The organism is Nonomuraea sp. CA-141351 (assembly GCF_050944675.1).
Classification (GTDB): Bacteria; Actinomycetota; Actinomycetes; order Streptosporangiales; family Streptosporangiaceae; genus Nonomuraea.
This window is the reverse complement of the sequence record NZ_CP191982.1, coordinates 4,124,112-4,149,472: the sequence shown is the minus strand read 5'-3', so window position 1 is coordinate 4,149,472 and position 25,361 is coordinate 4,124,112. Positions and strand designations below refer to the sequence as shown.

19 protein-coding genes are annotated in these 25,361 nt (G+C 71.4%); 13 read left to right on the top strand and 6 right to left on the bottom strand.

Features of this window, described 5'->3' with window-relative positions; genetic code table 11:
• The first annotated feature begins 40 nt into the window (after window positions 1-40).
• Window positions 41-1,048 (top strand): non-homologous end-joining DNA ligase, encoded by a 1,008-nt coding sequence (ligD, locus tag ACQPWU_RS19665; protein WP_433442023.1) that lies wholly within the window; start codon window positions 41-43, stop codon window positions 1,046-1,048.
• Between the two features lie 92 nt (window positions 1,049-1,140).
• Window positions 1,141-2,595 carry a hypothetical protein gene (locus ACQPWU_RS19660; protein ID WP_433442021.1) on the top strand — a complete coding sequence of 485 codons (1,455 nt, stop codon included), beginning with the start codon at window positions 1,141-1,143 and terminating at the stop codon, window positions 2,593-2,595.
• Between the two features lie 200 nt (window positions 2,596-2,795).
• Here ACQPWU_RS19660 and ACQPWU_RS19655 read toward each other — a convergent pair whose 3' ends face one another.
• Window positions 2,796-3,920 (bottom strand): MFS transporter, encoded by a 1,125-nt coding sequence (locus tag ACQPWU_RS19655; protein WP_433442019.1) that lies wholly within the window; start codon window positions 3,918-3,920, stop codon window positions 2,796-2,798.
• Window positions 3,921-3,973: 53 nt separating this feature from the next.
• Between ACQPWU_RS19655 and ACQPWU_RS19650 the strand changes: the two genes are divergently transcribed.
• Window positions 3,974-4,747: an AraC family transcriptional regulator gene (locus ACQPWU_RS19650; RefSeq protein ID WP_433442017.1), complete on the top strand. Its 774-nt coding sequence runs from the start codon at window positions 3,974-3,976 to the stop codon at window positions 4,745-4,747.
• A 59-nt stretch (window positions 4,748-4,806) separates the two neighbouring features.
• Complete coding sequence (gene ybaK, locus ACQPWU_RS19645) at window positions 4,807-5,262, top strand: Cys-tRNA(Pro) deacylase (RefSeq protein ID WP_360709957.1); 456 nt, start codon at window positions 4,807-4,809, stop codon at window positions 5,260-5,262.
• An 80-nt stretch (window positions 5,263-5,342) separates the two neighbouring features.
• On the opposite strand, the gene ACQPWU_RS19640 is transcribed toward ybaK, so the two are convergent.
• Both ACQPWU_RS19640 and murA read right to left on the bottom strand, forming a co-directional pair.
• Complete coding sequence (locus ACQPWU_RS19640) at window positions 5,343-7,574, bottom strand: transglycosylase domain-containing protein (RefSeq protein WP_433442015.1); 2,232 nt, start codon at window positions 7,572-7,574, stop codon at window positions 5,343-5,345.
• Window positions 7,575-7,648: 74 nt separating this feature from the next.
• Window positions 7,649-8,956 carry a UDP-N-acetylglucosamine 1-carboxyvinyltransferase gene (gene murA / locus ACQPWU_RS19635; protein WP_433445243.1) on the bottom strand — a complete coding sequence of 436 codons (1,308 nt, stop codon included), beginning with the start codon at window positions 8,954-8,956 and terminating at the stop codon, window positions 7,649-7,651.
• A 66-nt stretch (window positions 8,957-9,022) separates the two neighbouring features.
• On the opposite strand from murA, the gene ACQPWU_RS19630 reads away from it, so the two are divergent.
• Window positions 9,023-9,544 carry a hypothetical protein gene (locus ACQPWU_RS19630; protein ID WP_433442013.1) on the top strand — a complete coding sequence of 174 codons (522 nt, stop codon included), beginning with the start codon at window positions 9,023-9,025 and terminating at the stop codon, window positions 9,542-9,544.
• Between the two features lie 15 nt (window positions 9,545-9,559).
• Here the strand turns inward: ACQPWU_RS19630 and ACQPWU_RS19625 are convergent, their stop codons facing one another.
• Window positions 9,560-10,939, bottom strand: a complete 1,380-nt coding sequence (locus ACQPWU_RS19625) for an amidase (RefSeq protein ID WP_433442011.1) — start codon at window positions 10,937-10,939, stop codon at window positions 9,560-9,562.
• 353 nt (window positions 10,940-11,292) lie between these two features.
• Window positions 11,293-14,820, bottom strand: a complete 3,528-nt coding sequence (gene dnaE, locus ACQPWU_RS19620) for a DNA polymerase III subunit alpha (protein WP_433442009.1) — start codon at window positions 14,818-14,820, stop codon at window positions 11,293-11,295.
• Window positions 14,821-14,988: 168 nt separating this feature from the next.
• On the opposite strand from dnaE, the gene ACQPWU_RS19615 reads away from it, so the two are divergent.
• Entirely contained in the window at window positions 14,989-16,353 is a 1,365-nt protein-coding gene (locus ACQPWU_RS19615) for an amino acid permease (protein WP_433442007.1), read from the top strand.
• Between the two features lie 13 nt (window positions 16,354-16,366).
• Window positions 16,367-17,482 (top strand): SGNH/GDSL hydrolase family protein, encoded by a 1,116-nt coding sequence (locus ACQPWU_RS19610; RefSeq protein ID WP_433442005.1) that lies wholly within the window; start codon window positions 16,367-16,369, stop codon window positions 17,480-17,482.
• Between the two features lie 13 nt (window positions 17,483-17,495).
• Here the strand turns inward: ACQPWU_RS19610 and ACQPWU_RS19605 are convergent, their stop codons facing one another.
• Window positions 17,496-18,479, bottom strand: coding sequence for a chorismate mutase (locus tag ACQPWU_RS19605; protein ID WP_433442003.1), 984 nt, complete (start codon window positions 18,477-18,479; stop codon window positions 17,496-17,498).
• Window positions 18,480-18,768: 289 nt separating this feature from the next.
• On the opposite strand from ACQPWU_RS19605, the gene ACQPWU_RS19600 reads away from it, so the two are divergent.
• Genes ACQPWU_RS19600 through ACQPWU_RS19575 form a run of 6 tightly spaced genes read left to right on the top strand, consistent with a single transcriptional unit; the run spans window position 18,769 to window position 25,348 of the window.
• Window positions 18,769-20,637 (top strand): serine/threonine-protein kinase, encoded by a 1,869-nt coding sequence (locus ACQPWU_RS19600; RefSeq protein WP_433442001.1) that lies wholly within the window; start codon window positions 18,769-18,771, stop codon window positions 20,635-20,637.
• A gap of 10 nt (window positions 20,638-20,647) precedes the next feature.
• A complete protein-coding gene (locus tag ACQPWU_RS19595; RefSeq protein WP_433441999.1) occupies window positions 20,648-22,234 on the top strand; it encodes a protein kinase domain-containing protein in 1,587 nt (528 codons plus the stop codon).
• Entirely contained in the window at window positions 22,231-23,073 is an 843-nt protein-coding gene (locus tag ACQPWU_RS19590; protein WP_433441997.1) for an AraC family ligand binding domain-containing protein, read from the top strand. The genes ACQPWU_RS19595 and ACQPWU_RS19590 overlap by 4 nt, the downstream gene beginning before the upstream one ends.
• Window positions 23,074-23,084: 11 nt before the next feature.
• Window positions 23,085-23,747 (top strand): AzlC family ABC transporter permease, encoded by a 663-nt coding sequence (locus tag ACQPWU_RS19585; protein WP_433441995.1) that lies wholly within the window; start codon window positions 23,085-23,087, stop codon window positions 23,745-23,747.
• On the top strand, window positions 23,744-24,055 hold the full coding sequence (locus tag ACQPWU_RS19580; protein WP_433441993.1) for an AzlD domain-containing protein: 312 nt from the start codon (window positions 23,744-23,746) through the stop codon (window positions 24,053-24,055). Before ACQPWU_RS19585 ends, ACQPWU_RS19580 begins: the two co-directional genes overlap by 4 nt.
• Window positions 24,056-24,064: 9 nt before the next feature.
• On the top strand, window positions 24,065-25,348 hold the full coding sequence (locus ACQPWU_RS19575; protein ID WP_433441991.1) for a protein kinase domain-containing protein: 1,284 nt from the start codon (window positions 24,065-24,067) through the stop codon (window positions 25,346-25,348).
• The last annotated feature ends 13 nt before the right edge of the window (window positions 25,349-25,361 follow it).

The window sequence follows — 25,361 nt, the reverse complement described above, 5'->3', positions numbered from 1 at the left end:
CTGGTCACTGTCGATCAGCCGGACGGGTAAGGCATGCACCATGGTTCGGCTGCCGGCCTACACGCCGATGCTGGCCCAGCTCGGCTCCCTGAACTCCGTCCAGGGCGCTGACTGGGCCGTGGAGATGAAATGGGACGGCGTGCGCGCCCTCGCCTTCATCGAGAACGGCGCCGTCCGCCTGATGTCGCGCAACAGCAAGGACATCACCCCCGCCTACCCCGAACTCCAGCTCATGGCCGGCGCCGCCGGCAGGCGCGACGCCGTGATCGACGGGGAGATCGTGGCGTTCGACGAGACCGGGCGGCCCAGCTTCGAGGCGCTGCAGCCCCGGATGCACCAGCGCAACCCCGCGGCGATCGCTGAACTGTCCAGATCGGTGCCGGTGACGTACATGGCGTTCGACATCCTGCACCTCGACGACGACAGCGTCATCTCCCGCCCCTACACCCAGCGCAGGGAACTGCTCGAGACCACGTTCACGCCCGGCTACCGCTGGGAGGTGCCGGTGTGGTTCGCCGACCACGCCGGGCTCGCGTTCGACTCCTCCAGGCAACTGGGGCTCGAAGGGGTCGTGTGCAAGCGGATGGGCTCGCCGTACCGGCCGGGCCGGCGCAGCGCCGACTGGACGAAGGTCAAGAACGTGCGCGCCGTCGAGGTCGTGGTCGGCGGGTGGAAGCCGGGGGGCGGGCGGCGGTCCGGAATGATCGGGTCGCTGCTGCTCGGCGCGTACGACCCCCAGGGCCGGCTGCGGTACGTGGGCCACGTCGGCACCGGGTTCACCGAGTCCATGCTGCGCGACCTGGGCGAGCGCCTCGCGCCGCTGGAGCGGCCGGAGCCGCCGTTCGACGAGGCGGTGCCGCGCGAGCACACCAGGGACGCCCACTGGGTGGAGCCCCGCCTGGTCGGTGAGGTGCAGTACGCCGAGGTCACCGGCGACGGCCGGCTGCGCCACCCGTCCTGGCGCGGGCTGCGACCCGACCGTGAGCCGCACGAGGCCACCACGGCGGAGATCACGCCGGGCCGCGACACCGACGCGGCAGCCGGCTGACCGCGGCGACACGCATTCACTCAATTACATTCCGCCTTCATAGCATGACTTAGAGTCATCGAGAGGTTCTCGATCCGCTCAAAGGGGGCACTGTGTCGAAGACTCTGGTCACCACGCTGATCACGCTGGCCGGCGGCGCGCTCGCGGTGCCCGCGGCCGCGGCCGCGGCCGAGCCACCGCCGCCCGCGTCGCCCGCCAAAGACGGTTCCTGGGGCGCCGTGTCGTCCCCGCTGATGCGCCCCGGCCGCGCCGTGCGCTACTGGAACGCCGGCAAGCAGGCCAGGGCCAGCGGCGCGGACCTGCCGGCGACCGTGCGGAAGTCCGCCCAGGGCGCGGCGCGGCACAGCGTGCCCACCAGCAAGCGGCTCACCCCGGACGGGGACGCCAACGGCTACGCCCGTGTGCACCGCCCCTACAGCGGCTCGGCGGTCAGCAGGAGCACCGGCCGGCTGTTCTACGTCAACGCGAGCGGGCGCGACGACGCCTGCAGCGCCTCCGTCGTGCGCTCCGCGGCCAAGCTGCTGCTCGTCACCGCCGCCCACTGCGTTTACGGGGTGCCGATGGGCTCCTCGACCGGCCAGTGGCACAGCCACTTCGCGTTCGTGCCCGCGTACGACGGACGGGCGAGCACCATGCGGCAGCGCGAGCCGTACGGGCGGTGGGGCGCCCGCCGGGCGTGGAAGCCCGACGGCTACACCGGCCTGAGCGGCGGCGACTGGAACTCGATCTACGACATCGCCCTCATCGAGGTCGGCAAGAAGAACGACCGCACGCTCCAGGACGCGGTCGGCGGCCTCACCCCGATGCTCAACCAGGGCATCCGGCACACCATCGCGACCACGGGCTACCCCGGCGTGTCCGGCAGAAGGCCGTACGACGGCAAGGACCAGCTCTGGTGCCTGGGCAAGACCGAGCCGTCCGGGGGGATCGCCGAGGGCGCCGTCATCTTCCCCTCCGGCACCGTCGCCGCGTCCGACGACGGGCGGATGGAGACGTACAACTGTCACCTGTTCAGGGGCCACAGCGGCGGGCCCTGGCTGCTCAAAGGCACCCGCGACCTGGTCGGCGTGCTGTCGGCGGGCAGCGAGGACGGCGAGGAGGGCGGCTTCTCCGTCGCCAACGCCCTCAACGCCGAGGGCTACGGCGCCATCGTGAAGAACGCCGACCCGGGCGGGGTGTATGACGCGCTGTCCATCAGCGCCTCAGGCCCGAAGCGTCCGGTCAAGCCCGGCGGCGTCGCCACCGTCACGGCCACCGTGACCTTGCGCGGGCTGATGTCCGCCGCGCAGGTGCCGGTCACGTTCACGCTGCCGCAAGGCACGACCCTGTCCTCGGTGGACGGCGCCTCCTGCAGGCACACGGACAGGCAGGCCACCTGCACGATCGCCGCCATCCACCCCGGCCGGCCGGTCCAGTTGTCGGCTCACGTCCAGGTCTCTCGCGACGCCGCGGCCTCACCGAGCATCACCGCCCACGTCGAATCCACCCGCCTCGACCCGTCCCAGAGCGACAACACCAGCACGATCACCGTTCCGTTGGCCACTTGATCGCCAGGTCACGACCGGCCGGCCCGGCGCCGGACGATCCCGGGCGCGGTGCTCGATCATGCCCGGTCATTACGGCGGAGCACGGGAGGACGCCACCCGCCGCCGTCACGACCGGCCCTCACTTCAACGCCACTCGGCCGCACGGGCCCGGACCGTGACGTCGCACTCTTGCCCGTCCGGGTGGGTGAATCGGGCCCCGGTCAGGCGGACGGCTCCAGAACGGGCTCCTTCAGCGTCCGCGCCATCAGCCAGGCCAGGGCCGGGAAGACGATCAGGCAGGCCAGCGCCGTCCTCAAGGTCGTGGCCTCGGCGAGCGCGCCCACCAGCGGGCTGGTCAGGCCGCCCACGCTCACCGCCAGCCCCAGGGTCACGCCGCCCGCCGTGCCGACCCGGGTGGGCAGGAAGTCCTGACCCAGCGTGACATGCAAAGAGAACGGGGCATACAGCGCGATCGACGAGGCCGCGACGAAGGCGTACGCGATGGGACCGGGCGCGAGCACCACACCCGCGACCGCCGGGACGGCCAGCGCATAGGCCAGGCGCATCGTGCGCACCCTGCCCCAGCGGGCCGCCAGCCTGCCGCCCAGCACGGTCCCCACCGCACCGCCCGCGAACAGCACGAACAGCGCCACCGCGCCCGCCGCCCCGCCTCCCATGAACAGGGCCACGAACGTGCTCAGCCCGACGTACACGATCGAGCGGAAGACGATCACCAGCGTCAGCCTGACGAACGACGGCCAGTCGTCCCGGCCGGACACCGGCGCCGCGCCCCGCGCCGCCCGCCCTCCCCCGGCCAGCGCCCGGACCGCCGGAAGCGTCGCCACCGCCCCCACCACCGCCGGCGCCGCGAGGAACGGCGAGGCGCCCAGCCCCCACCCCGCGAGCAACGGCGTCACCAGCACGGGAGCCGACGCGAAACCCAGCGTCCCGCCCATCGAGAACCAGCTCATCCGCACATGGCTGCCCTCGCTCGCGATCCTCGCCAGCCGCGCGGACTCCGGATGGTAGGCCGCCACACCCAGGCCGGACACCGCCACCGCCAGCCAGGTCAGCACGTAGGAGTCCGTCACGCCGCCGAGCGCCACCCCGGCGCCCGCCACGACCATGCTCAACGGGATCAGCCACGGCATCCGCCACCGGTCGGTCAGCATGCCGAACACCGGCTGCACGATCGACGACAGCAGCGTCGCGGCCAGCACGATCCCGGACACCGCGACGTACCCGTAGCCGCGCCCGGCCACCAGGAACGGCACGAGGGCGGGCACGGCGCCCTGGTAGAAGTCCACGGCCGCGTGGCCGGCGGCGAGCATGGGGATCCTGTTCACGCTCCGATCATTTCCCGGCAGCGGCTGGCTCGCTTCCGATAAAATGCCAATCCATGACGGAAATCCGCCACCTCTCCGAGGCGCCCACAGGGCGGCGGCCGCTCGCGCCGGGAGCGGGCATCGACGCGCACCGGCACGACACCCACCAGATCGTGTACGCCTGCCGCGGCATGCTCTCCGTCACCACCGGCGCGGGCACCTGGGTGGCCCCGGCGAACCGGGCGATCTGGATCCCGGCCGGCACGGTCCACGAGCACCGCGCCCACGGCGACACCGACCTGCGCCTGGTGGGCCTCACGGACAACCCCCTCGGCCTCGACCGCCCCGCCGTCCTCGCCGTCGGCCCCCTGCTCCGCGAGCTGATCATCGCCTACACCACCGACGACGACGCCCGTGGCGGCGGCGATCCCGGCGCCGGCGACCGCGACGATGGCGGCGAGCGCAGCCGGTTGTGGGCGGTGCTGCTCGATCAGCTCAGACGGGCGCCCGAGCAGCCGCTCCACCTGCCCACCGCCCAGGACCCCCGGTTGGCCGCCGTCTGCGCGATCCTGCACCGCGACCCCGCCGACGGCAGGACCCTCACCCAGCTGGCCGGGCAGGCCGGCACCAGCGACCGGACGCTTGCCAGGCTGTGCCGGCGAGAGCTCGGCATGAGCTTCCCGCAGTGGCGCACCCAACTCCGCCTGCACCACGCGCTCCTGCTCCTCGCCGACGGCGCCCCCGTGACCACCGTCGCCCACCGGTGCGGCTGGGCGTCGGCCAGTGCGTTCATCGACGTGTTCAGGCGGGCGTTCGGGTACACCCCGGGCCGGGCCTTTACAATGTAGATTCGCTACAATGGGCTCCCGTGAGCAAATCGAAAGGCAAGGGCGGCACCCCGGCCACCATGGCGCTGACCAAGGCCAAGGCCGAGTTCACGCTCCACCCCTACGAGCACGACGCCTCGGCGCAGGCCTACGGTGAGGAGGCGGCGGACGCGCTCGGCGTGCCGTACGAGCGGATCTTCAAGACGCTGGTGGCCGAGGTGGAGAGCGGACTCGCGGTGGCGGTCGTGCCCGTGTCGGGCAAGCTCGACCTCAAGGCCCTGGCCGGCGCGCTCAACAGCAAGCGGGCCGCCATGGCCGACGCCGCCAAGGTGGAGCGGGTGACCGGCTACGTCGTGGGCGGCATCAGCCCCCTGGGCCAGCGCAAGCAGCTGCCCACGGTCGTCGACTCCTCGGCCCTCGACTTCGAGACGATCTACTTCTCGGCCGGGAAACGCGGCCTGCAGATCGAGACCGCCCCCGACAACCTCATCACGCTCACCAGGGCCGTCACCGCCCCCATCGGCAAGCACGGCTAGCCGGTTCGCTCCGGACATAGGGGCGGGCTGATCGCCGGGGGGCGGACGCCGTTCCCCGCCGTCGAGCGGCGGCGGCGCCGCTACTCGTGCCGCCGTGGCTGCCCGAGCTCCGAGTCCAGGGGCGACTGGCCCAGCAGCCACATGAAGAGCCGCCGGTGCCGCCGGAAGAAGGGGTGGTCGCCGCGTCTTCCCCGTCCCTCCTGGCCCTCGCGCCGTCTCTCCTCCTCCAGCGCCTTCTCGAGCCCGGGCGTGTTGCCGCCGCCGAAGCGGGCCATGTCCGGCCCGGGAAAGCCCCTGGGCTCGACACGCCGCAGCGCGGGCCCCATCGAGTCCACCCAGATCGGCCCCGGCAGCGACGCCCCCTGCACCGCCCCGTAGTACTGGTCCCCGATCTGCACGTCCTGCAGCGGGAACCGGTACGAGCCCCGGATGTCCCCGACGCTGACCGCCGCGGCGAGCGCGGGCGTGTAGCCGGCGAACCAGGCCGACGTGTAGGCGTTGTTGGTGCCCGTCTTGCCGGCGGCCGGCCGGTCGATGCCCTGCCCGTGCATGGTGCCCTTGGTGAACACGCCCTGCAGCACGTAGTTGACCGCGTCCGCGACATCCTCCTCGAGGGCCCGCTCGCAGGACGGCGGCACGTGCGTGCGCCGCCCGTCCCTGCCGATGATCTCCACGATGGCCAGCGGCCGGCAGTAGACCCCCCTGGCCGCGAACGCCGCGAACGCCGCCGCCACCGTCACCGGGTCCATCTCGTTGACGCCCAGCGTGAACGTCGGCACCTCCTTCAGCGGCTGCCCGTCCGCCCTGGTGATGCCGAGCGCCTTGGCCGTGCGCACCACGTTGCAGAGGCCGACCTTGCGCTCCAGCATCATGTAGAAGATGTTCACCGACTTCCAGGTGCCGGTCTCGATGCTGTGCGGGCCGCCCGAGCCCTCGCCGCTGGCGTTGAGTATGCGGGTGTCCGGGTCGTTGACGGGCCGTCCCGCGCAGTCGCGGTAGCCCTGCGAGGGCACGAGCTCGCCCGGCGTCATGAACCCGTCGTTGAAGCGCCACCCCTGCTTGAGCGCCGTGGCCAGCGTGAACACCTTGAACGTCGACCCGGCCTGGAAGCCCTGGCCGCCGCCGTGGGCCACGTCCGCGCCCAGGTTGAAGGTGGTCTTGGGGCCGTTCTTCCGGTTGCCGGGGTTGCGACCGAACCGCTTGCTGGCCGCGATCGCCCTGATCCGCCCGGTCCGCGGCTCGACCATGGCCTCGGCGGCCACCTCGGTGTCCTCGGGCGAGACATAGCGGTGGATGGCCTGCTCGGCGGCGCGCTGCGCGATCGGGTCGAGGCTGGTCCTGATCACCAGGCCGCCCCTGGCCATCCTGGCCCGCCGCTCGGCCGCCGTGTTGCCGAACACGGGGTTCGACAGGAGCTCGCGCTGCACGTACAGGCAGTAGAACGGGTACGCGCTCTGCTCGCACCCGCCGGGCTCGGGCCTGAGCCTGATGCCGAGCGGCGAGGCCTTGGCCTGCGCCGCCTGCTGCTGGGTGATCAGCTTCAGCCCGGCCATGCGCTCGAGCACGAGGTCCCGCCGCATCTTCAGGCGCGCGAGATGCGCCCGGCCGAGCGAGGGATCGGTCGAGTACGGCATGCGCACGGCGCCCGCCAGCGTGGCCGCCTGGCCCAGCGTCAGCCGGGAGGCCGACGTGGAGAAGAAACGCCTGGCCGCCGCCTCGATGCCGTGCGCTCCAGCGCCGAAGTAGGCGATGTTGAGGTAGCGCTCAAGGATCTCGTCCTTGCGGTACTTCTTCTCCAGGGCCAGAGCCAGCCGCAGCTCGGTGATCTTGCGGGCCAGGTTCGGGGCGCGGGCCCTGTCACGCTCGGCCTCGGTGCGGGCGCTCTCGACCAGGATGTTCTTGACGAGCTGCTGCGTCAGGGACGAGCCGCCCTGCCTGATGCCGCCGGCCTGGGTGTTGGTGAGCAGCGCCCGGAGCGTGCCCCTGACGTCGAGGCCGCCGTGCTCGTAGAAGCGGGCGTCCTCGATGGCCACGATCGCCTGGCGCATCACCGGCGCGACGGCGCTGAGCGGGACGGCTGTCCTGTTCGCCTCGTAGAACTGGGCGAACGGCCGGCCGTCCTTGTCCAGCAGCCTGGTCACCTGCGCGAGCGGCTCCTCGCGCGGGGCGGGCGGCAGCTCGACGAAGGTGTTCGCGACGCTCTTGGCGGCCAGGCCGCCCCCGCTCACCACGGGCGCGGCCAGTGCCGCGGCCAGCACCCCACCGAGCGCCCCCGCCAGCCCAAGTGCGCCGACGGATCTGAGTACGGTCACGTAACTTGGTGTGCGACGACCTGATCCGTGCCAAACGACCGCTTGTCACCTGTTTACCGTGGCCTGCGGGACCCTTACCGCTCGCGGCGGATGTGCAGGCCAAGTGACGCGAACTGCTCGAACGGCCGGTGGTAACCGCGTTCGATGTGGTGCACGCCGCGCAGCGTCGACGGACCGTCCGCCACCGCGGCCGCCAGCACGGCCGAGAACCCGGCCCTGATGTCGGGCAGCGTCACATCGGCGCCCTTGAGCTTGGACACACCGCGGACGACGGCCGAGTGCCTGGCGTTGGTGTCGTGGTAGCGGCAGGCCGGGCCGCCCAGGCATTGATCGAACACCTCGATCTCGCAGCCCATCTTCTGCAGCGCGGGGACGTACACCAGGCGGTTCTCGAAGACCGTCTCGTGCAGCACCGACATGCCCTGGCTCTGCGTGAACAGCACCATGAGCGGCGTCTGCCAGTCCGTCATGAACCCGGGGTGGGTGTCGGTCTGCACGGCCGCCGACCGCAGCCCCTCCGGCGGCGCGGTGGCACACAGGTACTCGTCGTTGATGTCGAACTGGGCGCCCATCCTGGCCAGCGTGGTGATCGCGGTGACCAGGCGATCCTGCGGGCAGCCGTGCACCCGCACCTCTCCCCCGGTGACCAGCCCCGCCGCCAGGTACGAGAACGCCTCGATGCGGTCGCCGGTCAGCCAGGTGGAGGCGCCGTGCAACCGTTCGACGCCCTCGATCACGATCCTGCGGTCGGGCGAGAGCTCGATCCTGGCCCCCATCCGCTGCAGGAACAGCGCCAGCTCCACCACCTCGGGCTCCATCGCGGCGTTCTTCAGCACCGTCTTGCCCTCGGCCAGCACGGCCGACATCAGGACCGTCTCCGTGGCGCCCACGCTCGGGTACGGCAGCTCGATCCTGGTGCCCACGAGGCGGTTGGCCTTCGCGAAGATGCCGGTGTCGCCCACCTCCACCTCGGCGCCCATCGCGCGCAGGGCCTCCACGTGGAAGTTCACCGGCCGCCGCCCGATCGGGTCGCCTCCCACCAGCGGGACGAACGCCTCCCCCGCCAGGTGCAGCAGCGGGCCGAGCATGAGGATGGGGATGCGGTTCAGCCCCGTGAAGGCGTCCGGCACCCTCGGCTCGATCTCCCGGCCGCGCTCGATCCTGATCTCCGTGCGGGAGATCTCGACGTTGATGCCGAGCGCCCGCAACATGGCGGCCGTGATCTCCACCTCGCCCACCTCGGGGGCGTTGTGGATGCTGCTCTCACAGCCGCCCAGCATGGCGGCGACCATGTGCTTGGAGACTCCGTTCTTGGAGCCGCGTACCTCGACGTCCCCCCGGAGCGGGCCGGAGGGTTCTATCAACCAGACCTCTTCTTGCATCACGAAGCGAGCCTAGCCGGGGGATACCATCGAGCTGATTCGAATACACATGTGAGGGGGAGTGGCGTGACGAGGGAAGTACGCGCTTTTGCGGTAACTGTCCTCACACTCGCCACTCTTGGAGCAGCCGCCGGGCTCCTCTGGTCGGGGCTCACGCCACGGGCGCCGTACCAGGTCACGGAGCATGGGACGGTGCTGGCCGACCCGTCCACACAGGCGCTGATCGCGGCCGACGGCTGGTTCGCGGTGATCACCGGCGGGCTGGGGCTGCTGTGCGGCGGGGTCGGGTGGTTCATCGGGCGGCGATGGATGCTGCCGGTGCTCCTCGGGCTCTGCGCGGGCGGGGCGCTGGGCGCGATGCTGACGTTGTGGGTCGGGTCCACGTTCACCATCGGCGCGGTCGTGATCGAGGCCGCCGCCCAGCCCGGCACCAAGATCGTCCCCGGAGCGCTGAAGCTGACCGCCTCGGGGGTGCTGGTCTCCTGGCCGCTGCTCGCGGTGGGGTTGTTCGGGCTGCTTGAGGGCATGCACGGCTACCGCGAGTCACCGCTACGCCACCCGTACGGGGACCCGCCCGAACCCCTCTGACCGCCACGAGCCGTGTCACAGGGCCTGGAGCGGCGGGTGGCGTAGACCGTACCCGGTGGCCTGCTCGAACGCGCGGGCCACCCGCAGCACCCTGGCGTCCTCGAAGGGCCTGCCCACGATCTGCACCCCCACCGGCAGCCCGTCGGACGTGAACCCGGCGGGCACGGACGCGGCCGGGGCGTGCAGCACGCTGATCCAGTAGGCCGAGCGCATCCAGGCGAGGTAGTCGGGCAGCTTCTCCCCGTTGATCTCGTCGACATAGGGCTGCTCGATCGGGAACGGCGGCACCTGGCTGACCGGCGCGATCAGCACGTCGTACGTGTCGAAGAAGGCGGCCATCCGCTGGTAGAGGCGGCTGCGCGCCTGCTCGGCCCTGGCCAGGTCGGCGCCGGTGACCTTGCGGCCCTGCTCGACGTTCCACGCGGTGTTGGGGCCGAGCCCGGTCAGGTCGCCGAAGGACAGCGCGTAGTTCCACGCCCGGTAGGTCCTGAACGCGTCCTCCGCCTCCCACAGGTCCAGCTCCACCTGCTCGACGCGAGCACCCAGCCGCTCGAACACGGCCGGCGCCGTCGCGGTGACCTCCGCCGTCCTCGGGTCCACCGGCAGCCCGCCCAGGTCCGGGCTCCACGCCACGCGCAGGCCCGCCACGCCCTCCTCGGGCTCCGGGGTGAAGACCTCCTTGATCGAGTACGGGGAGCGCCGGTCGAACCCGGCGATGACCCCGAACATCAGCGTGACGTCCTCGACCGTCCGCGCCATCGGCCCCTGCACGGACAGGGTGTACCAGGCGGCGGTGTCGGACGGGTCGGGGACGCGCCCGGGAGTCGGGCGCAGGCCGACCACGTTGCAGAACGACGCGGGGTTACGCAGGGAGCCGCCCATGTCGGACCCGTCGGCCAGCGGGACCATGCCGGTGGCCAGGGCCACCGCGGCGCCCCCGCTGCTGCCTCCGGCGGACTTGGACAGGTCGTAGGGGTTCCTGGTGGCGCCGAACACCTGGTTGACGGTGTGGGATCCGGTACCGAACTCCGGGGTGTTGGTCTTGCCGATGGTGATGGCCCCGGCGGCGCGGAGCCGCTGGACGATCACGTCGTCCTGGGCGGGGACGTTGTCGGCGAAGAGCGGCGAGCCGTAGGTGGTGCGGATGCCGGCCGTGTCGACGAGGTCCTTGTGCGCGACGGGCAGGCCGTGCAGGGGTCCGGCCGGCTCCCGCTCGTCGGCCGCCTTGGCCGCGTCGAGCGCCTGCTCGGCGACCAGGGTCACGATGGCGTTGACGTGCGGGTTGACCTGCTCGATGCGGTCGAGGTGGGCTTGGACGACCTCGACGGCGCTCACCTGCCTGGACTTGATCAGGTGTGCCAGCTCGGTCGCGCTCAGGTAGTGCAGTTCGCTCACTCTTGCGATCCTGCCCCACGAGCTGCGGGGCGGCGACGGCGAGGGTTGCCCACCCTGCCCACGACCGCTCGTCGGATCACCACCTGAACGGTCACCTCCCGGTGCCGCCGCGTCCCGCTCGGGGCTCGTTTCCCGCTCAGGCGGGTGTCGCATCCTCGCTCGAGCACCGCACCCCCCGCTCAGGCGGCCTACACCTCGCCACCCAGGCGGCCCACTGTGCGCGCGTCACGGCGGCCGGCCCACGCCGCCCGGTGAGCGTCTCCCTGGACAGGGGCCGGCCACGTGCGGCGGGTGGACCCTCCCGCGCGCAGCCGTAAAGGATGGCTTGAAGGACCCCACAGCGGGAGTTTGCGTCAGGCACCCAGGCAGGCGGGGCCGAGGAGTTGCTTCAGGTCGCCCATCAGGGCAGGCGAGGGCGTCACGCGCAGCCGGTCGCCGACGCGCATCACCGTCGTCTTGGGCCCGTTGTGGACCTGCAGATGCACCTCCGACGTGCCCGGATGCGTCGTCAGGATCTCCTTGAGCCGCCCCACCACCTCAGGCGTGCAGCGGGCCAGCGGCAGGCTCACCAGCAGCGGCCCGCCCGCCTCCTGCGTCAGGTCGGGCGCCGTCACCTCCATGGCGATGATCTTCGCCACGTCCTCCCGCTTGTCGATCCGCCCCTTGACGAACACGATCGCGTCCTCGGCCAGGATCGTCGAGCACAGCTGGTAAGCCGACGGGAAGATCATCACCTCGATCGAGCCTTCGAGGTCCTCCAGCTGGGTCAGCACCCACGTGTCACCCTTCTTGGTGATCTTGCGCTGCACCCCGCTCAGGATCCCGCCCACGGTCACGACCTGCCCGTCGGCCCGGCTCTCGTCCTGGACGGCGGCGATCGAGCAGTCGGCCCCCGCCGCGAGGATGTGCTCGACGCCGAACAGCGGGTGGTCGGACACGTAGAGGCCGAGCATCTCCCGTTCGAACTGGAGCAGGGTGTTCTTGTCCCACTCCCCCACCGGGATCTGCACGTCGAAGGTCTGGTCCTCGCCGCCGTCGATCGCCCCGAACAGGGAGTCCTGGCCGATGGCCTCGTTCTTCTTGATGTCGATGATCGCGTCCACGGCCTGCTCGTGCACCATGACCAGGCCCTTGCGCACATGGCCCAGGGAGTCGAAGGCACCCGCCTTGATCAGCGACTCGATGACGCGCTTGTTGCAGACGACGGCCGGGACCTTGCGCAGGAAGTCCTTGAATTCGGCGAAGCGGCCCTTCTCCTTGCGCGCCTTCAGGATGCCGTCGACGACGTTGGCGCCCACGTTGCGGACGGCCGACAGGCCGAAGCGGATGTCGGTGCCGCGCGGCGTGAAGTCGAAGTCGGAGTCGTTGACGTCCGGCGGGAACACCTTGATGCCCATGCGGCGGCACTCGTTGAGGTAGAGGGCCGACTTGTCCTTGTCGTCCTTGACGCTGCTCAGCAGCCCCGCCATGTAGGCGGCCGGGTAGTTGGCCTTGAGGTACGCGGTCCAGTAAGCGACCAGGCCGTAGCCGGCGGTGTGGGCCTTGTTGAAGGCGTAGTCGGAGAACGGCAGCAGGATGTCCCACAGCGCCTTGATGGCCGCGGCCGAGAAGCCGTTGTCCTGCATGCCCTTTTCGAAGAACTCGAACTGCTTGTCCAGCTCGGACTTCTTCTTCTTGCCCATCGCGCGCCGCAGCAGGTCGGCGCCGCCAAGCGAGTAGCCGGCGACCTTCTGCGCGATGGCCATGACCTGCTCCTGATAGACGATCAGGCCGTAGGTCGTGTCGAGGATGTCCTTCAGTGGCTCCTCGAGCTCGGGGTGGATCGGGGTGATCTCCTGCTGGCCGTTCTTGCGCAGGGCGTAGTTGGTGTGGGAGTTGGCGCCCATCGGGCCGGGCCGGTAGAGCGCGAGGGCGGCGGAGATGTCCTCGAAGTTGTCGGGACGCATGAGCCTCATGAGCGAGCGCATGCCGCCGCCGTCGAGCTGGAAGATGCCGAGCGTGTCGCCGCGGGCCAGCAGCTCGTAGGACTTGGGGTCGTCGAGCGGCAGCTTCAGCAGGTCGATCTGCTCGCCGGTGGTGGCCTCGATCATCTTCAGGCAGTCGTCGATGATCGTGAGGTTGCGCAGGCCCAGGAAGTCCATCTTCAGCAGGCCGAGCGTCTCGCAGGTCGGATAGTCGAACTGCGTGATGATCGCGCCGTCGGAGTCGCGGCGCATGATCGGAATGTAGTCGGTCAGCACCTCGGCCGACATGATCACGCCGGCGGCGTGCACGCCGGTCTGCCTGATCAGGCCCTCCAGGCCCTTGCCGAGGTCCATCGTCGCCTTGACGTCGACGTCTTCCTCGTAGAGCCTGCGCAGCTCACCCGCCTCGGCGTAGCGCGGGTGGTCCTTGTCGAAGATGCCCGACAGCGGGATGTCCTTGCCCATGACGGCGGGCGGGAACGCCTTGGAGACCCGGTCGCCCAGCGCGTAGGGATAGCCCAGGACGCGGCCCGCGTCCTTGATGGCGGCCTTCGCCTTGATGGTGCCGAACGTGGCGATCATGGCGACCTTGTCGGCGCCCCACTTCTCGGTCACGTAGCGGATCACGTCGCCGCGCCTACGTTCGTCGAAGTCGATGTCGACGTCGGGCATGGACACGCGCTCGGGGTTGAGGAAGCGCTCGAAGATCAGGCCGTGCGGGATCGGGTCGAGGTCGGTGATGCCCAGCGCGTACGCCACCAGCGAGCCGGCCGCGGAGCCACGGCCGGGGCCGACGCGGATGCCGTTGTTCTTCGCCCACATGATGAAGTCGGCGACCACGAGGAAGTAGCTCGGGAAGCCCATCTGGATGATGACGCCCAGCTCGTTCTCGGCCCAGGCGCGGTGCTCCTCGTCGACGCCCTCGGGGAAGCGCCGCTCGAGGCCCTTCCAGACCTCCTGGCGGAAGAACTGCTCCTCGGTCATGCCGTCGGGGATGGGGAAGGTCGGCATGAGGTTCTTGAACTCGAAGAACCCGGCCGGGTCGACCTTCTCGGCGACGAGCAGCGTGTTGCGGCAGCCCTCGGCCCACAGGTCGGAGGAGTCGACCGCGCGCATCTCGTCGGCGGCCTTGATGTAGTAGCCGCTGCCGTCGAAGCGGAACCGGTCGGGGTCGGACAGCTGCTTGCCGGTCTGGATGCACAGGAGGGCGTCGTGGGAGGCGGCGTCGGACTCGTAGGTGTAGTGCGAGTCGTTGGTGACCAGCGGCGGGATGCCGAGCTCCTTGCTGATCCCGGTCAGCCCGTCGCGGACCCGGCGCTCGATGTCGAGCCCGTGGTCCATGATCTCCAGGAAGTAGTTTTCCTTGCCGAAGATGTCCTGGAATTTCGCGGCGGCCTTGAGCGCCTCGTCGTACTGGCCGAGCCGCAGCCTCGTCTGCACCTCACCCGACGGGCAGCCGGTGGTGGCCATCAGGCCGTCGGAGTGCTCGGCGAGGATCTCGGCGTCCATCCGCGCCCATTTGCGGACGAACCCCTCGGTGTAGGCGCGGGAGCTGAGCTTCATCAGGTTGTGCAGGCCCGTCTTGTCGCGCGCCCAGATCGTCATGTGGGTGTAGTAGCCACCCGCCGAGACGTCGTCCTTCTTCTGATGCGGCTCGCCCCACAGCACCGGCTTCTTGTTGTGGCGCAGCTCCGGCGCCACGTACGCCTCGATGCCGATGATCGGCTTGATCCCCGCGCCGGTGGCCTGCTTGTAGAAGTCGTACGCGCCGTGCATGTTGCCGTGGTCGGTGATCGCGATCGCGGGCATGCCCAGCTCGTCGACCTTCTTGAACATCTGCTTGAGCCTGGCGGCCCCGTCCAGCATCGAGTATTCGGTGTGTACGTGCAGATGGACGAACGACTCACTGGACGACATGGAGCGGCGTCTCCCGGTCTCGATGCGGTTGTGCGCTCCGACTCTAGTGGCCTGGACCGACATCCCGGAGCGCGTGGCGCGCACGTGCTCTGACCGGCGCGCCGGAACTCCCGCGATCAGCCTCACGGATATCTTCGTACTCACCGTAAGTAGCTGAGGGGACACTCCGTGCGGACGCAGACCGACGAGGGATACCGGCACGCGCTCGGCAACCGCCAGGTCCAGATGATCGCCATCGGCGGGGCGATCGGCGTCGGGCTGTTCCTCGGTTCCGGGGGCCGGATGGCCGCCGCGGGGCCCGCCCTGGTGCTCGCGTACGCCGCCGCCGGGGTGGCCGCGTTCTTCGTCATGCGGGCGCTCGGCGAGCTCGTGCTCTACCGCCCCGTGTCGGGTTCGTTCGTCGAGTACGCGGGCGAGCTCATCGGCCCGTGGGCGGCCTTCGCCAGCGGCTGGATGTACTGGATCAACTGGGCGTTCACCGGCATCGCCGAGCTGACCGCCATCGCCGCCTACATCCATTACTGGGCGCCCGCGTTCCCGCAGTGGCTCACGGCGCTCATCGCCCTGGGCTCCGTCCTGGCGGTCAACCTGCTGTCGGTACGGCTCTTCGGCGAGCTGGAGTTCTGGTTCGCCATGCTCAAGGTCCTGGCGATCACCGTCTTCCTGGTCGTCGGCCTGGTCCTGGTGGTGTTCACGATCGGCCAGGCGACCCCGCACAACCTCGTCGCCCACGGCGGCTTCTTCCCCAAGGGCTTCCCCATGGTGCTGATGAGCCTGCAGTCGGTGGTGTTCGCGTACTCGTCAATCGAGCTGGTCGGCATCGCGGCGGGCGAGACGGCCAGGCCGCACCAGGTCATGCCGAAGGCGATCAACGGCGTGGTGTGGCGCATCGCGATCTTCTACGTGGGCTCGGTGGCGCTGCTGGGGATGGTCCTGCCGTGGACCGCGTACCACGCGGGCGTCTCGCCGTTCGTGACGGTCTTCTCGGGCCTCGGCGTACCGTGGGCCGCCGACGCCATGAACCTCGTGGTGATCACCGCCGCGCTCTCGTCCTGCAACTCCGGCCTGTACGCCACGGGCCGCATCCTGCGCTCGATGGCCATGAAGCAGGAGGCGCCCCGTTTCGCGGGCAACCTGAGCTCCCGGTTCGTCCCGCTCGGCGGCATCCTGTTCACGGCGAGCATGTTCCTGGCCGGGGTGGCGCTGTTCTACTTCCTGCCCGAGCGCGCCTTCAACATCGCCACGGCCGCCGCCTCCCTCGGTGTCATCACGACCTGGGGCGTGCTGGTCTACTGCCAGATGCGGCTGCGCAGGACGGGACACCGTTCGGTGTTCCCGATGCCGGGCACGCCGTACACCAACTGGCTCACGCTGGCGTTCCTGGCGCTTGTCGTGCTGCTGATGCCCTTCGCCGACGAGGACCAGCGGGTGGCGTTCTTCCTCATCCCCGCACTGATCGTGGCCATCGCCCTGGGCTGGCAGGTGGTCAATCGCCGCCGTACCCGGAATCGCGGCACATCGCCGATCACCTGACTGGGTAGTCTCGATGTCGCTACTAGGGAGCAGCCGCTCGGGGGAGGCCGCACTGGACGAGGCGACACGGAAGACGCCGAAATGGACGCCGGAATCGACGGGGCGAGGGATCATCCAGACCGCGGCGGCGGTCGCCGCCGGCATCGCCCTCGCCTTGGCATGCTTACCTCTGGGCGTCTTCCCGAAGCTGGCCTGCGCCCTGCTGGACGCGGGCTGTCCGGCCGCCAGGGAGCCTGCCGGGCGGCTGCCGCAGGTGACCCGCCTGACGCCCGTGCAGGTGGCGCAGGGCGGCATGTACGTGGCGCTCGGCGACTCGTACTCCTCCGGCGAGGGCGTCTACGACCTCGACAAGAAGCCCGTCAACGACGGCGCCGACCGCTGCCACCGGGCGTCGGGCTCGTACGTGCCACTGGTGGCGCAGGCGTACCGCTTCGGCGGCGGCACCGCCTTCTACGCCTGCAGCGGCGCCACCACCGGCCAGCTCCTGTCCGGCCAGTACGGCCAGCGGCCCCAGATCACCCGCGTGGGCCCCTCCGCCAGCCTGGTGACGCTGAGCATCGGCGGCAACGACACAGGCTTCACGAAGGTGCTCACGGGCTGCATCGTCAAACTGCCGTGGTCGTCGGCGTGCGTCGAGCAGGACGCCGCCGTCGCCCGCCGCATCGAGGAGCTGGGCCCCAGCATGCTCAAGGTGCTGCGCGAGCTGCGGGTGCGGGCGCCCAACGCGCGCATCATCGTCCTCGGCTACCCGCGCCCGTTCCCCAAGGAGCCGGCGGCGAGCGTCGACAACCTCAGCGCGGCCGACCAGAGCTGGCTCAACGAGGTGACTCGCCGCCTCAACGACACGGTGGGGTCGGTGGTGGCCGACTTCGACCGCGCGATCGCGGCGTTCGGGGCGCCCGGGAGTGTGGAGTACGTGGACGCGTACGAGGCGTTCACGGGGCACGAGGTGGGGCGGCCGCAGCCGTACCTGAACGGGTTGAACGTGAACATGGAGGAGCTCACGGTCAACGCCCGCAGCTACCACCCGACGGGCGACGGCTACCGCCGCTTCGCCGAACTCATCACCAAGCAGATCGCCGCCGGCCCCGGCCGCCCCATGAACAACTTCGTCCTGGCCACCCCCTGACCCGCGCATGGGGTCACCGGGCTGAGCGTTCCTCGGCCAGGTGGAGGCCCGCCTCGATGACGGCGTTCATGATGGGCGCGAGCCGGGCCTCTCCCAGCGACGGCGCGCGCAGCGCCATCCGGGCCACGAGCGCGCGCTCCCGGGCGAAGTCGCGCCCCGCGAACCCGCCCACCGGCTTGATCCGCTGCACGATGCCCGCCAGCGCCGCCCGCCGCTCGAGCAGCGTGGCCAGGGCGGCGTCCACCCGGTCGATCGCCTGCCGGCACTCCGGCAACGTGGCGGGCGCCTCCGGCCGGAGCAGCGCCCCGACGACCGTCACGGCCTCCTCGGCCACCCGCAGCGCCGACGCCCCGGCCGGCGACTGAGCCGGCTCCGCGCGGCTCTCCGCCCCCGCGGACACGAACTCCAGGGCCCCGCCCTTCGAGAGCTCCACCGCCTTGGCACCGGTGAAGGTCCCGAGCCTGGCCCCCGTACCGCCGGCACCGGCCGCGTCCACCACGAGGCCGTCGGCGCCCGCCGCCACCGCAGCGGCCGACAGCCCCACGTCGCTGGACACGTCGGCGAGCACAGGACGCCCCGAGGCGGCGCGGGCCGCGCGCATCAGCCCCAGGTCCAGCCGGCCGCCCTCGCACAGGAGCACCCGCCCGTCCCCCGCGTCCGCGCAGTAACCGGCCAGCTCCAGCCACTCCTCCATGGAGGCCGACGCCCGCCGCTCCACCACCACCGGCAGCCCCAGCCCGGCCGCCGCGCGCACCAGCGGGATGTCGCGCGTCCACGACGAGCCCACCACCACCGCGTCCGCCCTGGAGGCGATCGCCGGCAGATCGGCCGCGGAGTACGGCTCCACCAGCGTGGCGTGCTCTCCCAGCGCTTCGTACGCGTCCACCTGCCCGTGGTACGCCCGTAGATTGACCCGGCCGCCGATCACCACGGCGGGCCCTTCGCCCACGAGCAGGTCGCCCACCGCCACAGAGCGCCGTTCCAAGGTCGATGACATTCTCGACTCCCCCAACTCGGGCCGGCCCCCAGAAGCCGGCGAGAAAACCAAAAAGGCAGAGACGGGTGTCTCTGCCTCGTGCCGGCTCCAGGTGGTCGCTAGCTGACGACCGGCTCTCCCGGAGCCGGCTCGGTAAACGCGTAGCGACAAGTCATGTCTGAAACCCTACACCCATGCCTCTACCTGCTGCGCGGTACCTCTCACATGACGGACTGACCTTCAGGCGAGTCGCCGTTGATCCCTCGCTATGGGAGTATTTCTTGGCCAGGAGGAGGGTTTGAGGCCGTTGATGTCGGATCGCAAGCAGGACGGACGCCGCATCGCCGGCCGCTACCAGCTGCAGGAACCCATCGGCAGGGGCGGAATGGGGATCGTCTGGCGCGCCTACGACGAGCTCCTTGACCGCACGGTCGCGGTCAAGGAGGTCAGGTACGCCGCCGCCCTGGGCGAGGAAGTGCAGCTGCTGAACCGGCGCACCATGCGCGAGGCGAGGGCGGCGGCGAGGTTCGAGCATCCAAACGTGATCGTCGTGCACGACGTGATCGAGGAGGACGACCGTCCCTGGATCGTCATGCAGCTCGTCCAGTCACGCTCGCTGGGCGCCGTGATCAAGCAGGACGGGCCGCTGGAGACCAAGCGGGTGGCCGAGATCGGCCTGGCCGTCCTGGACGCGCTGCACCGCGCCCACGAGGCGGGCGTCCTGCACCGCGACGTCAAACCCGAGAACGTGCTGCTGGCCGACGACGGCCGCGTCGTGCTCACCGACTTCGGCATCGCCACGCTGGAGACCGAGACGCAGCTCACCGTGACGGGCCTGGCGGGCACGCCGGCGTTCATCGCGCCCGAGCGGCTCAAAGGGCTGCCGGCCCGGCGCGAGTCGGACCTGTGGTCGTTAGGAGCGACGCTGTACACGGCCGTGGAGGGCCGCTCTCCCCACGAGCGGGGGATGGCCCTGGCGACCATGCACGCCGTGCTGACCGACGAGCCCGACCCCATGCCGCACGCGGGCCCGCTCGCCGACGTGATCAGCGGGCTGCTGCTGAAGGAGCCGGTGCAGCGGCTCACCTATGAGGAGGCGCAGCGGATGCTGCGCCAGGTCATCGCGCAGGCGAGCCCGCCGCCGACCATGCAGTTCCCCGCGGCTCAGACGGTGCGCGTCCCCACCCCGTTCCCCAAGACCGCACCGCCGCCGCCTCCGCCGAGCAAGGAGCCCTCCCCGGACAGGGCGCGCCCGTACGGCGAGCCGCGCGTATATGGCAAGCCGCGTACGTACGGCAAGCCGCGCCCGGCTCCCGTCGAGGACGACACCCCGACCGACCCGAACGCATCCCGATCGCCGGCACCGGCGCCGGCACCGGCCGTCCCCGAGACCGGCGCGCGGATCACACCCGCGCCGACCGTGGACCCGGTGCCTCATGCCGAGTCCACGATGGACGCGGCCAAGCCGGACCGGCTGCGGGCCGGGCCGGTCGTCGCGGCGGGCGTGGCGGTCGTGCTGGTCGCCGGGGTCGGCGGCTATCTCGGTCTGCGCTCGACCCCGGAGGACCGTACGCCGAAGAGGGACACCTCCCAGGCCACGGTCGCCACCACGCCCCCTTCCCAAGCTTCGGCGAGCCCTTCCCAGTCCTCGCCGAGCGCCTCCCCGCCGCCGCCGCCGTCGGCCACGGTGTCCCCGAGCGAGAGCCCGAAGCCCGAGAAGTCGGAGGACCCGCTGCCCAAGGGCTGGAAGCTGTACACGGACGACGAACTGGGCTTCTCCGTCGGCCTGCCCAAGGGCTGGGACGTGCTGACCCGCAGCGGCAAACAGGTCAGGTTCAGGGGCCCGGGCGCGGCCTCCAACGCGTACCTCCTGATCGAGGATGGGGGCAAGTCCGGCAAGGACCCGTACAAGGACTGGAAGAAGCAGGAGCCGGTACTCAAGAACAACTTCGGCGGCTACAAGAAGATCGGCATCCACAAGGTCGACTACCAGAAGGCCGCCGCCGACTGGGACTTCACCTGGAAGACCAACACCGGCCTGACCCGCGTGCGCAACCGGGGCTTCATCACCGAGAACGGCAGGGCGTACGCGATCTACTGGCACACGCTGAAGAGCCACTGGGAGAAGGACTACGACTTCTTCGAGGGGTTCTGCGCCACCTTCAAACCGGCCAAGTAGGCTTCACGGCGTGGAACGGCAGGTCAGCAACCGATACCGCCTCATCGAGCCGCTCGGCGAGGGCGGGATGGGCGTGGTCTGGCGAGCCTATGACGAGCTGCTCGACCGTACGGTGGCGATCAAGGAGGTCCGCTACACGGGCGTCGGCGACGCCAAGCGGGCCGAGCTCAACAGCAGGACCATCAGGGAGGCCAGGGCAGCGGGCCGGCTTGACCACCCGTCGGTGATCGTCATCCACGACGTCGTCGAGGAGGACGGCCGCCCGTGGATCGTGATGCAGCTCGTGCGCTCGCGCTCGCTGGCCGAGGTGCTGCGCGAGCAGGGGCCGCTCACGGTGGGGCAGAGCGCGGTGATCGGCGGGCGGGTGCTGGACGCCCTGCGCGCCGCGCACGCCACCGGGGTGCTGCACCGGGACGTGAAGCCGGAGAACGTGCTGCTGGCCGACGACGGCAGGGTGGTCCTGACCGATTTCGGCATCGCCTCACTGGAGGCCGAGGCGGGGCTGACGGCGACCGGCGGGCTGGTGGGCACGCCCGCGTACATGCCCCCTGAGCGGCTGAACGGCGAGCCCGCCCGGCCTGAGTCGGATCTCTGGGCGCTGGGAGCCACGCTGTACGCGGCCGTCGAGGGCGAGCCCCCTTTCAGGCGCGACTCGTGGGCCGCGACGGTGGCGGCGGTGCTGCGCGACGAGCCCCGGCCGCCGGCCAGGGCGGGCGCGCTGGAGCCGGTCATCATGGGGTTGCTGCGCAGGGACCCGGCCGAGCGGATGCCCGCCGGCGAGGCCGCGAGGCTGCTGTACGAGGCCGCCGCCACCCGCCACCCGCCCGGCGGCGGTCCCCACCCGCCGGGCGGCGACCATGGGACGGCCGCCTGGCAGCCGACGGCCGACAGCGCGCCGCACCCCACACTCTCCCGGCGCGCCAGACGTGGCGGCAAGGCGCTGCGGATCGGCCTGCCCGCCGCCGTGGCCACCGTCGCGGTGCTCGGCACGGGCGGCGTCCTGCTCTCCGACCGCTGGACGAACGCCCCCACGACGACCAGCCCGGCGCCCACCGGCACCCCTGAGACCACTGAGCCGGCACCCACCGACACCCCCGCGACCGCGAGCGCGGAGCCGACGCCCACGGTCACCGCGCGGCCGGTGCCCGCCGGCTGGCGGACCTTCACCAGCGCGGCGGGCCGCTTCTCGATCGACATGCCCGAGCAGTGGCAGGCGAAGAAGAACCCCACCAGGGACAGCATCTCCTTCAAGGGCCCCGGCACCTCCGGAGCGTTGATCGTCGAGTGGACCGTCCCTGAGTTCGCCTGGAAGGACCCGGCGCGGCAGTGGCTCGCGCTGGAGAAGGAGATCCAGGCGAAGGGCGAGTTCCAGCGATACTCCCGCGTCGGCATCACCTCCACCAAATACCTCGGCCTGAAGGCCGCCGACTGGGAGTTCACCCGGGTACGCGACGGCGTGCTGATCCACGTGATCAACCGCGGCTTCCGCACCGCCGACGGCCGCCCGTACGCCCTCTACTGGGAGACTCCCGACTCCCGCTGGGCCGCCGACAGGCGCTACTTCGAGACGTTCGCGAAGACGTTCAGGCCGCGATGAAGGAGCAGGCGCACTTCTGGCGGCATCCGGCGGTGCCGGGCACCGACCTGCTCAAGGCCCGCTACGTCACCCACCGCTTCACCCGGCACGTTCACGACGGCTACGCCATCGGCGTGATCGTCAGGGGCGTCGAGGAGTTCGACTACCGCGGCACCCTGCTGCGGGCGGTCGCCGGCGAGGTGGTGCTGGTCAACCCCGACTCCGCGCACACCGGCCAGGCCGGCACGCCGGACGGCTGGTCGTACCGCATGCTCTACCCGTCGATCGACACGCTGTCCGGGATCGCCGCCGAGCTGGGCGCGCCCTACGCGACACCGCACTTCCCCGAGCAGGTGGTGCGCGATGAGGGGGTGGCGGCGCTGCTGGCCAGGGCGCACCAGGCGGCCGAGCTCGGCGACGCGCTGGCCGCCTCGACGCTGAGCCGTACGTTGTTCGCCCGGCTGGTCACCCGCCACGCGACTCCCCGCCCCGCCGCGGTCCTGCCCGCCGAGGGCGGGCGGGCCGTGCGGGAGGCGCTCGACCTGCTGCACGTGAGCCTCCTCGACCCGCCGACGCTGGAAGACCTGGCCGGCGCGGTGGGCGCGCGGCCGTTCGCGCTGCTGCGGGCCTTCAAGGCCGCGACGGGCCTGCCGCCGCACGCCTACCTCACCTCGCTCCGGGTACGCCAGGCGCGCCGGCTCCTCCAGTCCGGGGTACGCCCCGCGCAGGTGGCCGCGGAAGTGGGCTTCACCGATCAGGCCCACCTCAACCGGCATTTCAAGCGCATAGTTGGCGTTCCGCCCGCCGCCTACCAGCGTGCCGCAGGAACGTACAAGACCGGCGGTTCACCCGCCTCCTAGCCTCTCTCACCATGGAACAGACAACACACCGTTCCGCCGCCGTGCGGGACGGCCTCGGCGTGGGCGTGCCCGTGGGGCTGTCGGGCGTCGCCTTCGGCGCCGCGGCGATCAGCGCGGGCCTCAGCGTGCCGCAGGCGTGCGTGCTGAGCCTGCTGACGTTCACCGGCGCCTCCCAGTTCGCGCTGACGGGGGCGGTGGGCGCGGGCGGCGACCTGGTGGCCGCCACTTTGAGCGCGCTGCTGCTGGGCGGCCGCAACACGCTCTACGGCCTGCGCCTGGCCGACCTGCTGCGGGTACGCGGGCCGCGCCGGCTGCTGGTGGCCCACGGGGTGATCGACGAGACGACGGCCGTCACGCTGGCCCAGCCGACCGAGGAGGCGGCGCGGACCGGCTTCACGGTCACGTTCGCCAGCCTCTACATCACCTGGAACCTGACCACGCTGGCGGGCGCGTACGGCGCGTCGTCCCTGGGCGACCCCGGCGTGCTGGGGCTGGACGTGGTGGGCCCGGCCGCGTTCCTGGCCATCCTCTGGCCCCGCCTGGCAGACGGCGCGCAGCTGCGCCGGCTGGCCGCGGTCGCGGCGGCGATCGCGCTGTGCGCCACCCCGTTCCTGCCGCCCGGCGTGCCCGTGCTGCTGTCAGCCGCTGCCGTTCTGGTGGTGATGGCGCGATGACGCTGTGGTGGGCCATCGCCGCGGTCTGCGCGGGCTGCTACGCGCTCAAGCTGGCCGGGCTGGCGGCGCCGCGCCGGGTGCTGGAGCATCCGGTGATGCGCAGGTTCGCGGAGCTGGTGCCGGTGGCGCTGCTGGCGGCGCTGATCGCGGTGCAGATGTTCACGGAGGAGGGTGGGCTGCGCTTCGACCCGGCGCGCACGGCCGGACTGGGTGCCGCGGTCGTCGCGCTGCTGCTGCGGGCGCCATTCCTGGTCATTCTGGCCGCGGCGGCCGTCGTCACAGCGCTTGTCCGGCTCTTTCTGGGGTAGTCGCGGTGCATGACCGATTCAGCGGGAATGGTCGGTGGACGATATCGGCTGCTCAGGACGATAGGCCGGGGCGGCATGGGCACGGTGTGGCACGCCCACGACGAGGTGCTGGGCAGGGACGTGGCCGTGAAGGAGGTCCTGCCGCCCCCCGACCTCACGGATCCCGAGCGCGATGTGTTCGCCGTACGGACGTTCAGGGAGGCCAGGGCGGCCGGCCGGGTGGCGCATCCGGGCGTGGCCACCGTGTACGACGTCCTCGAGGAACGCGGTCACCCCTGGATCGTCATGCAGCTCGTGCACTCCCGCACCTTAGGCGAGCTGATCCGCGACGACGGCCCGATGACCCCCGTCGAGGCCGCGGACATCGGGCTGCAGCTCTTCGAGGCGCTGCGCGCGGCCCATGCGGCGGGTGTGCTGCACCGTGACGTGAAGCCGGACAATGTGCTGCTCACCGAGGACGGGCGGGCCGTGCTCACCGACTTCGGCATCGCCACCACGGAGGACGAGGCGCCCGTGACCCGTACGGGCATTCTGATCGGCACCCCCGCCTTCATGGCGCCGGAGCGCGCGGCCGGCGCCCGGGCCACGCCCGCCTCGGACCTGTGGTCGCTGGGCGTGACGCTCTACATGGCCGTCGAGGGCCACTCGCCCTTCCAGCGGGACAACGCCCTGACCACGCTCGGCGCGGTCATGCACGCCGAGCCGGAGCCGCTGTCCCGCGCGGGCGTGCTCGCCCCCGTGCTGCTCGGCCTGCTGCGCAAGAACCCGGCGGAACGCATGTCGCTGGAGGAGGCCGAGCAGCGGCTGGCCACGATCATCGCGGGCGGCCCACCCGAGCAGACGGGTCCCGTCCCGGTGCCCGCGGTGGCGCCGCGACCGCGGCGGAGCGCGCTGCCGATGGCCGCGATCGCCGGGGGCGCGCTGGTCGTCGCCGCCGCCACGGGCGGAGCGGCCTGGTGGTCCAACCGCACACAAGACCTGCCCCGCACCCCGCGCCCCGTGCCCGCCGTCGTGACCGCCCCTTCCTCCACCCACCCCGAGCCGACCCCCGAGACGTCCCCCCAGACCACCCCCGAGACCACGCCTCAGACGACCCCGCAGACGGCCTCCACGCCCCCCGCTCAGCAGAGCTCACAGCCGCCCACCAGGGAGCGGCAGCCCGAGAGGACGCCGACCGGCCAGCGCAAGAGCCCCAGCCGCGCGCCGACGCCCACCGAGAGCAAGAAGGAGCAGCAGAAGGAGAAGGACCAGACGGCCTCCCAGGGCCCGGGCTCGGTCGAGCCGTCGGACTAGGGGGCGGAAGGTC

Coding starts and splice junctions, on each gene's coding strand:
- ACQPWU_RS19580 (WP_433441993.1), top strand. CDS start 23,744: ATGACGCTGTGGTGGGCCATCGCCGCGGTCTGCGCGGGCTGCTACGCG.
- ligD (WP_433442023.1), top strand. CDS start 41: ATGGTTCGGCTGCCGGCCTACACGCCGATGCTGGCCCAGCTCGGCTCC.
- murA (WP_433445243.1), bottom strand. CDS start 8,956: ATGCAAGAAGAGGTCTGGTTGATAGAACCCTCCGGCCCGCTCCGGGGG.
- ACQPWU_RS19650 (WP_433442017.1), top strand. CDS start 3,974: ATGACGGAAATCCGCCACCTCTCCGAGGCGCCCACAGGGCGGCGGCCG.
- ACQPWU_RS19575 (WP_433441991.1), top strand. CDS start 24,065: ATGACCGATTCAGCGGGAATGGTCGGTGGACGATATCGGCTGCTCAGG.
- ybaK (WP_360709957.1), top strand. CDS start 4,807: ATGGCGCTGACCAAGGCCAAGGCCGAGTTCACGCTCCACCCCTACGAG.
- ACQPWU_RS19590 (WP_433441997.1), top strand. CDS start 22,231: ATGAAGGAGCAGGCGCACTTCTGGCGGCATCCGGCGGTGCCGGGCACC.
- ACQPWU_RS19610 (WP_433442005.1), top strand. CDS start 16,367: ATGTCGCTACTAGGGAGCAGCCGCTCGGGGGAGGCCGCACTGGACGAG.
- ACQPWU_RS19600 (WP_433442001.1), top strand. CDS start 18,769: ATGTCGGATCGCAAGCAGGACGGACGCCGCATCGCCGGCCGCTACCAG.
- ACQPWU_RS19605 (WP_433442003.1), bottom strand. CDS start 18,479: ATGTCATCGACCTTGGAACGGCGCTCTGTGGCGGTGGGCGACCTGCTC.
- ACQPWU_RS19585 (WP_433441995.1), top strand. CDS start 23,085: ATGGAACAGACAACACACCGTTCCGCCGCCGTGCGGGACGGCCTCGGC.
- dnaE (WP_433442009.1), bottom strand. CDS start 14,820: ATGTCGTCCAGTGAGTCGTTCGTCCATCTGCACGTACACACCGAATAC.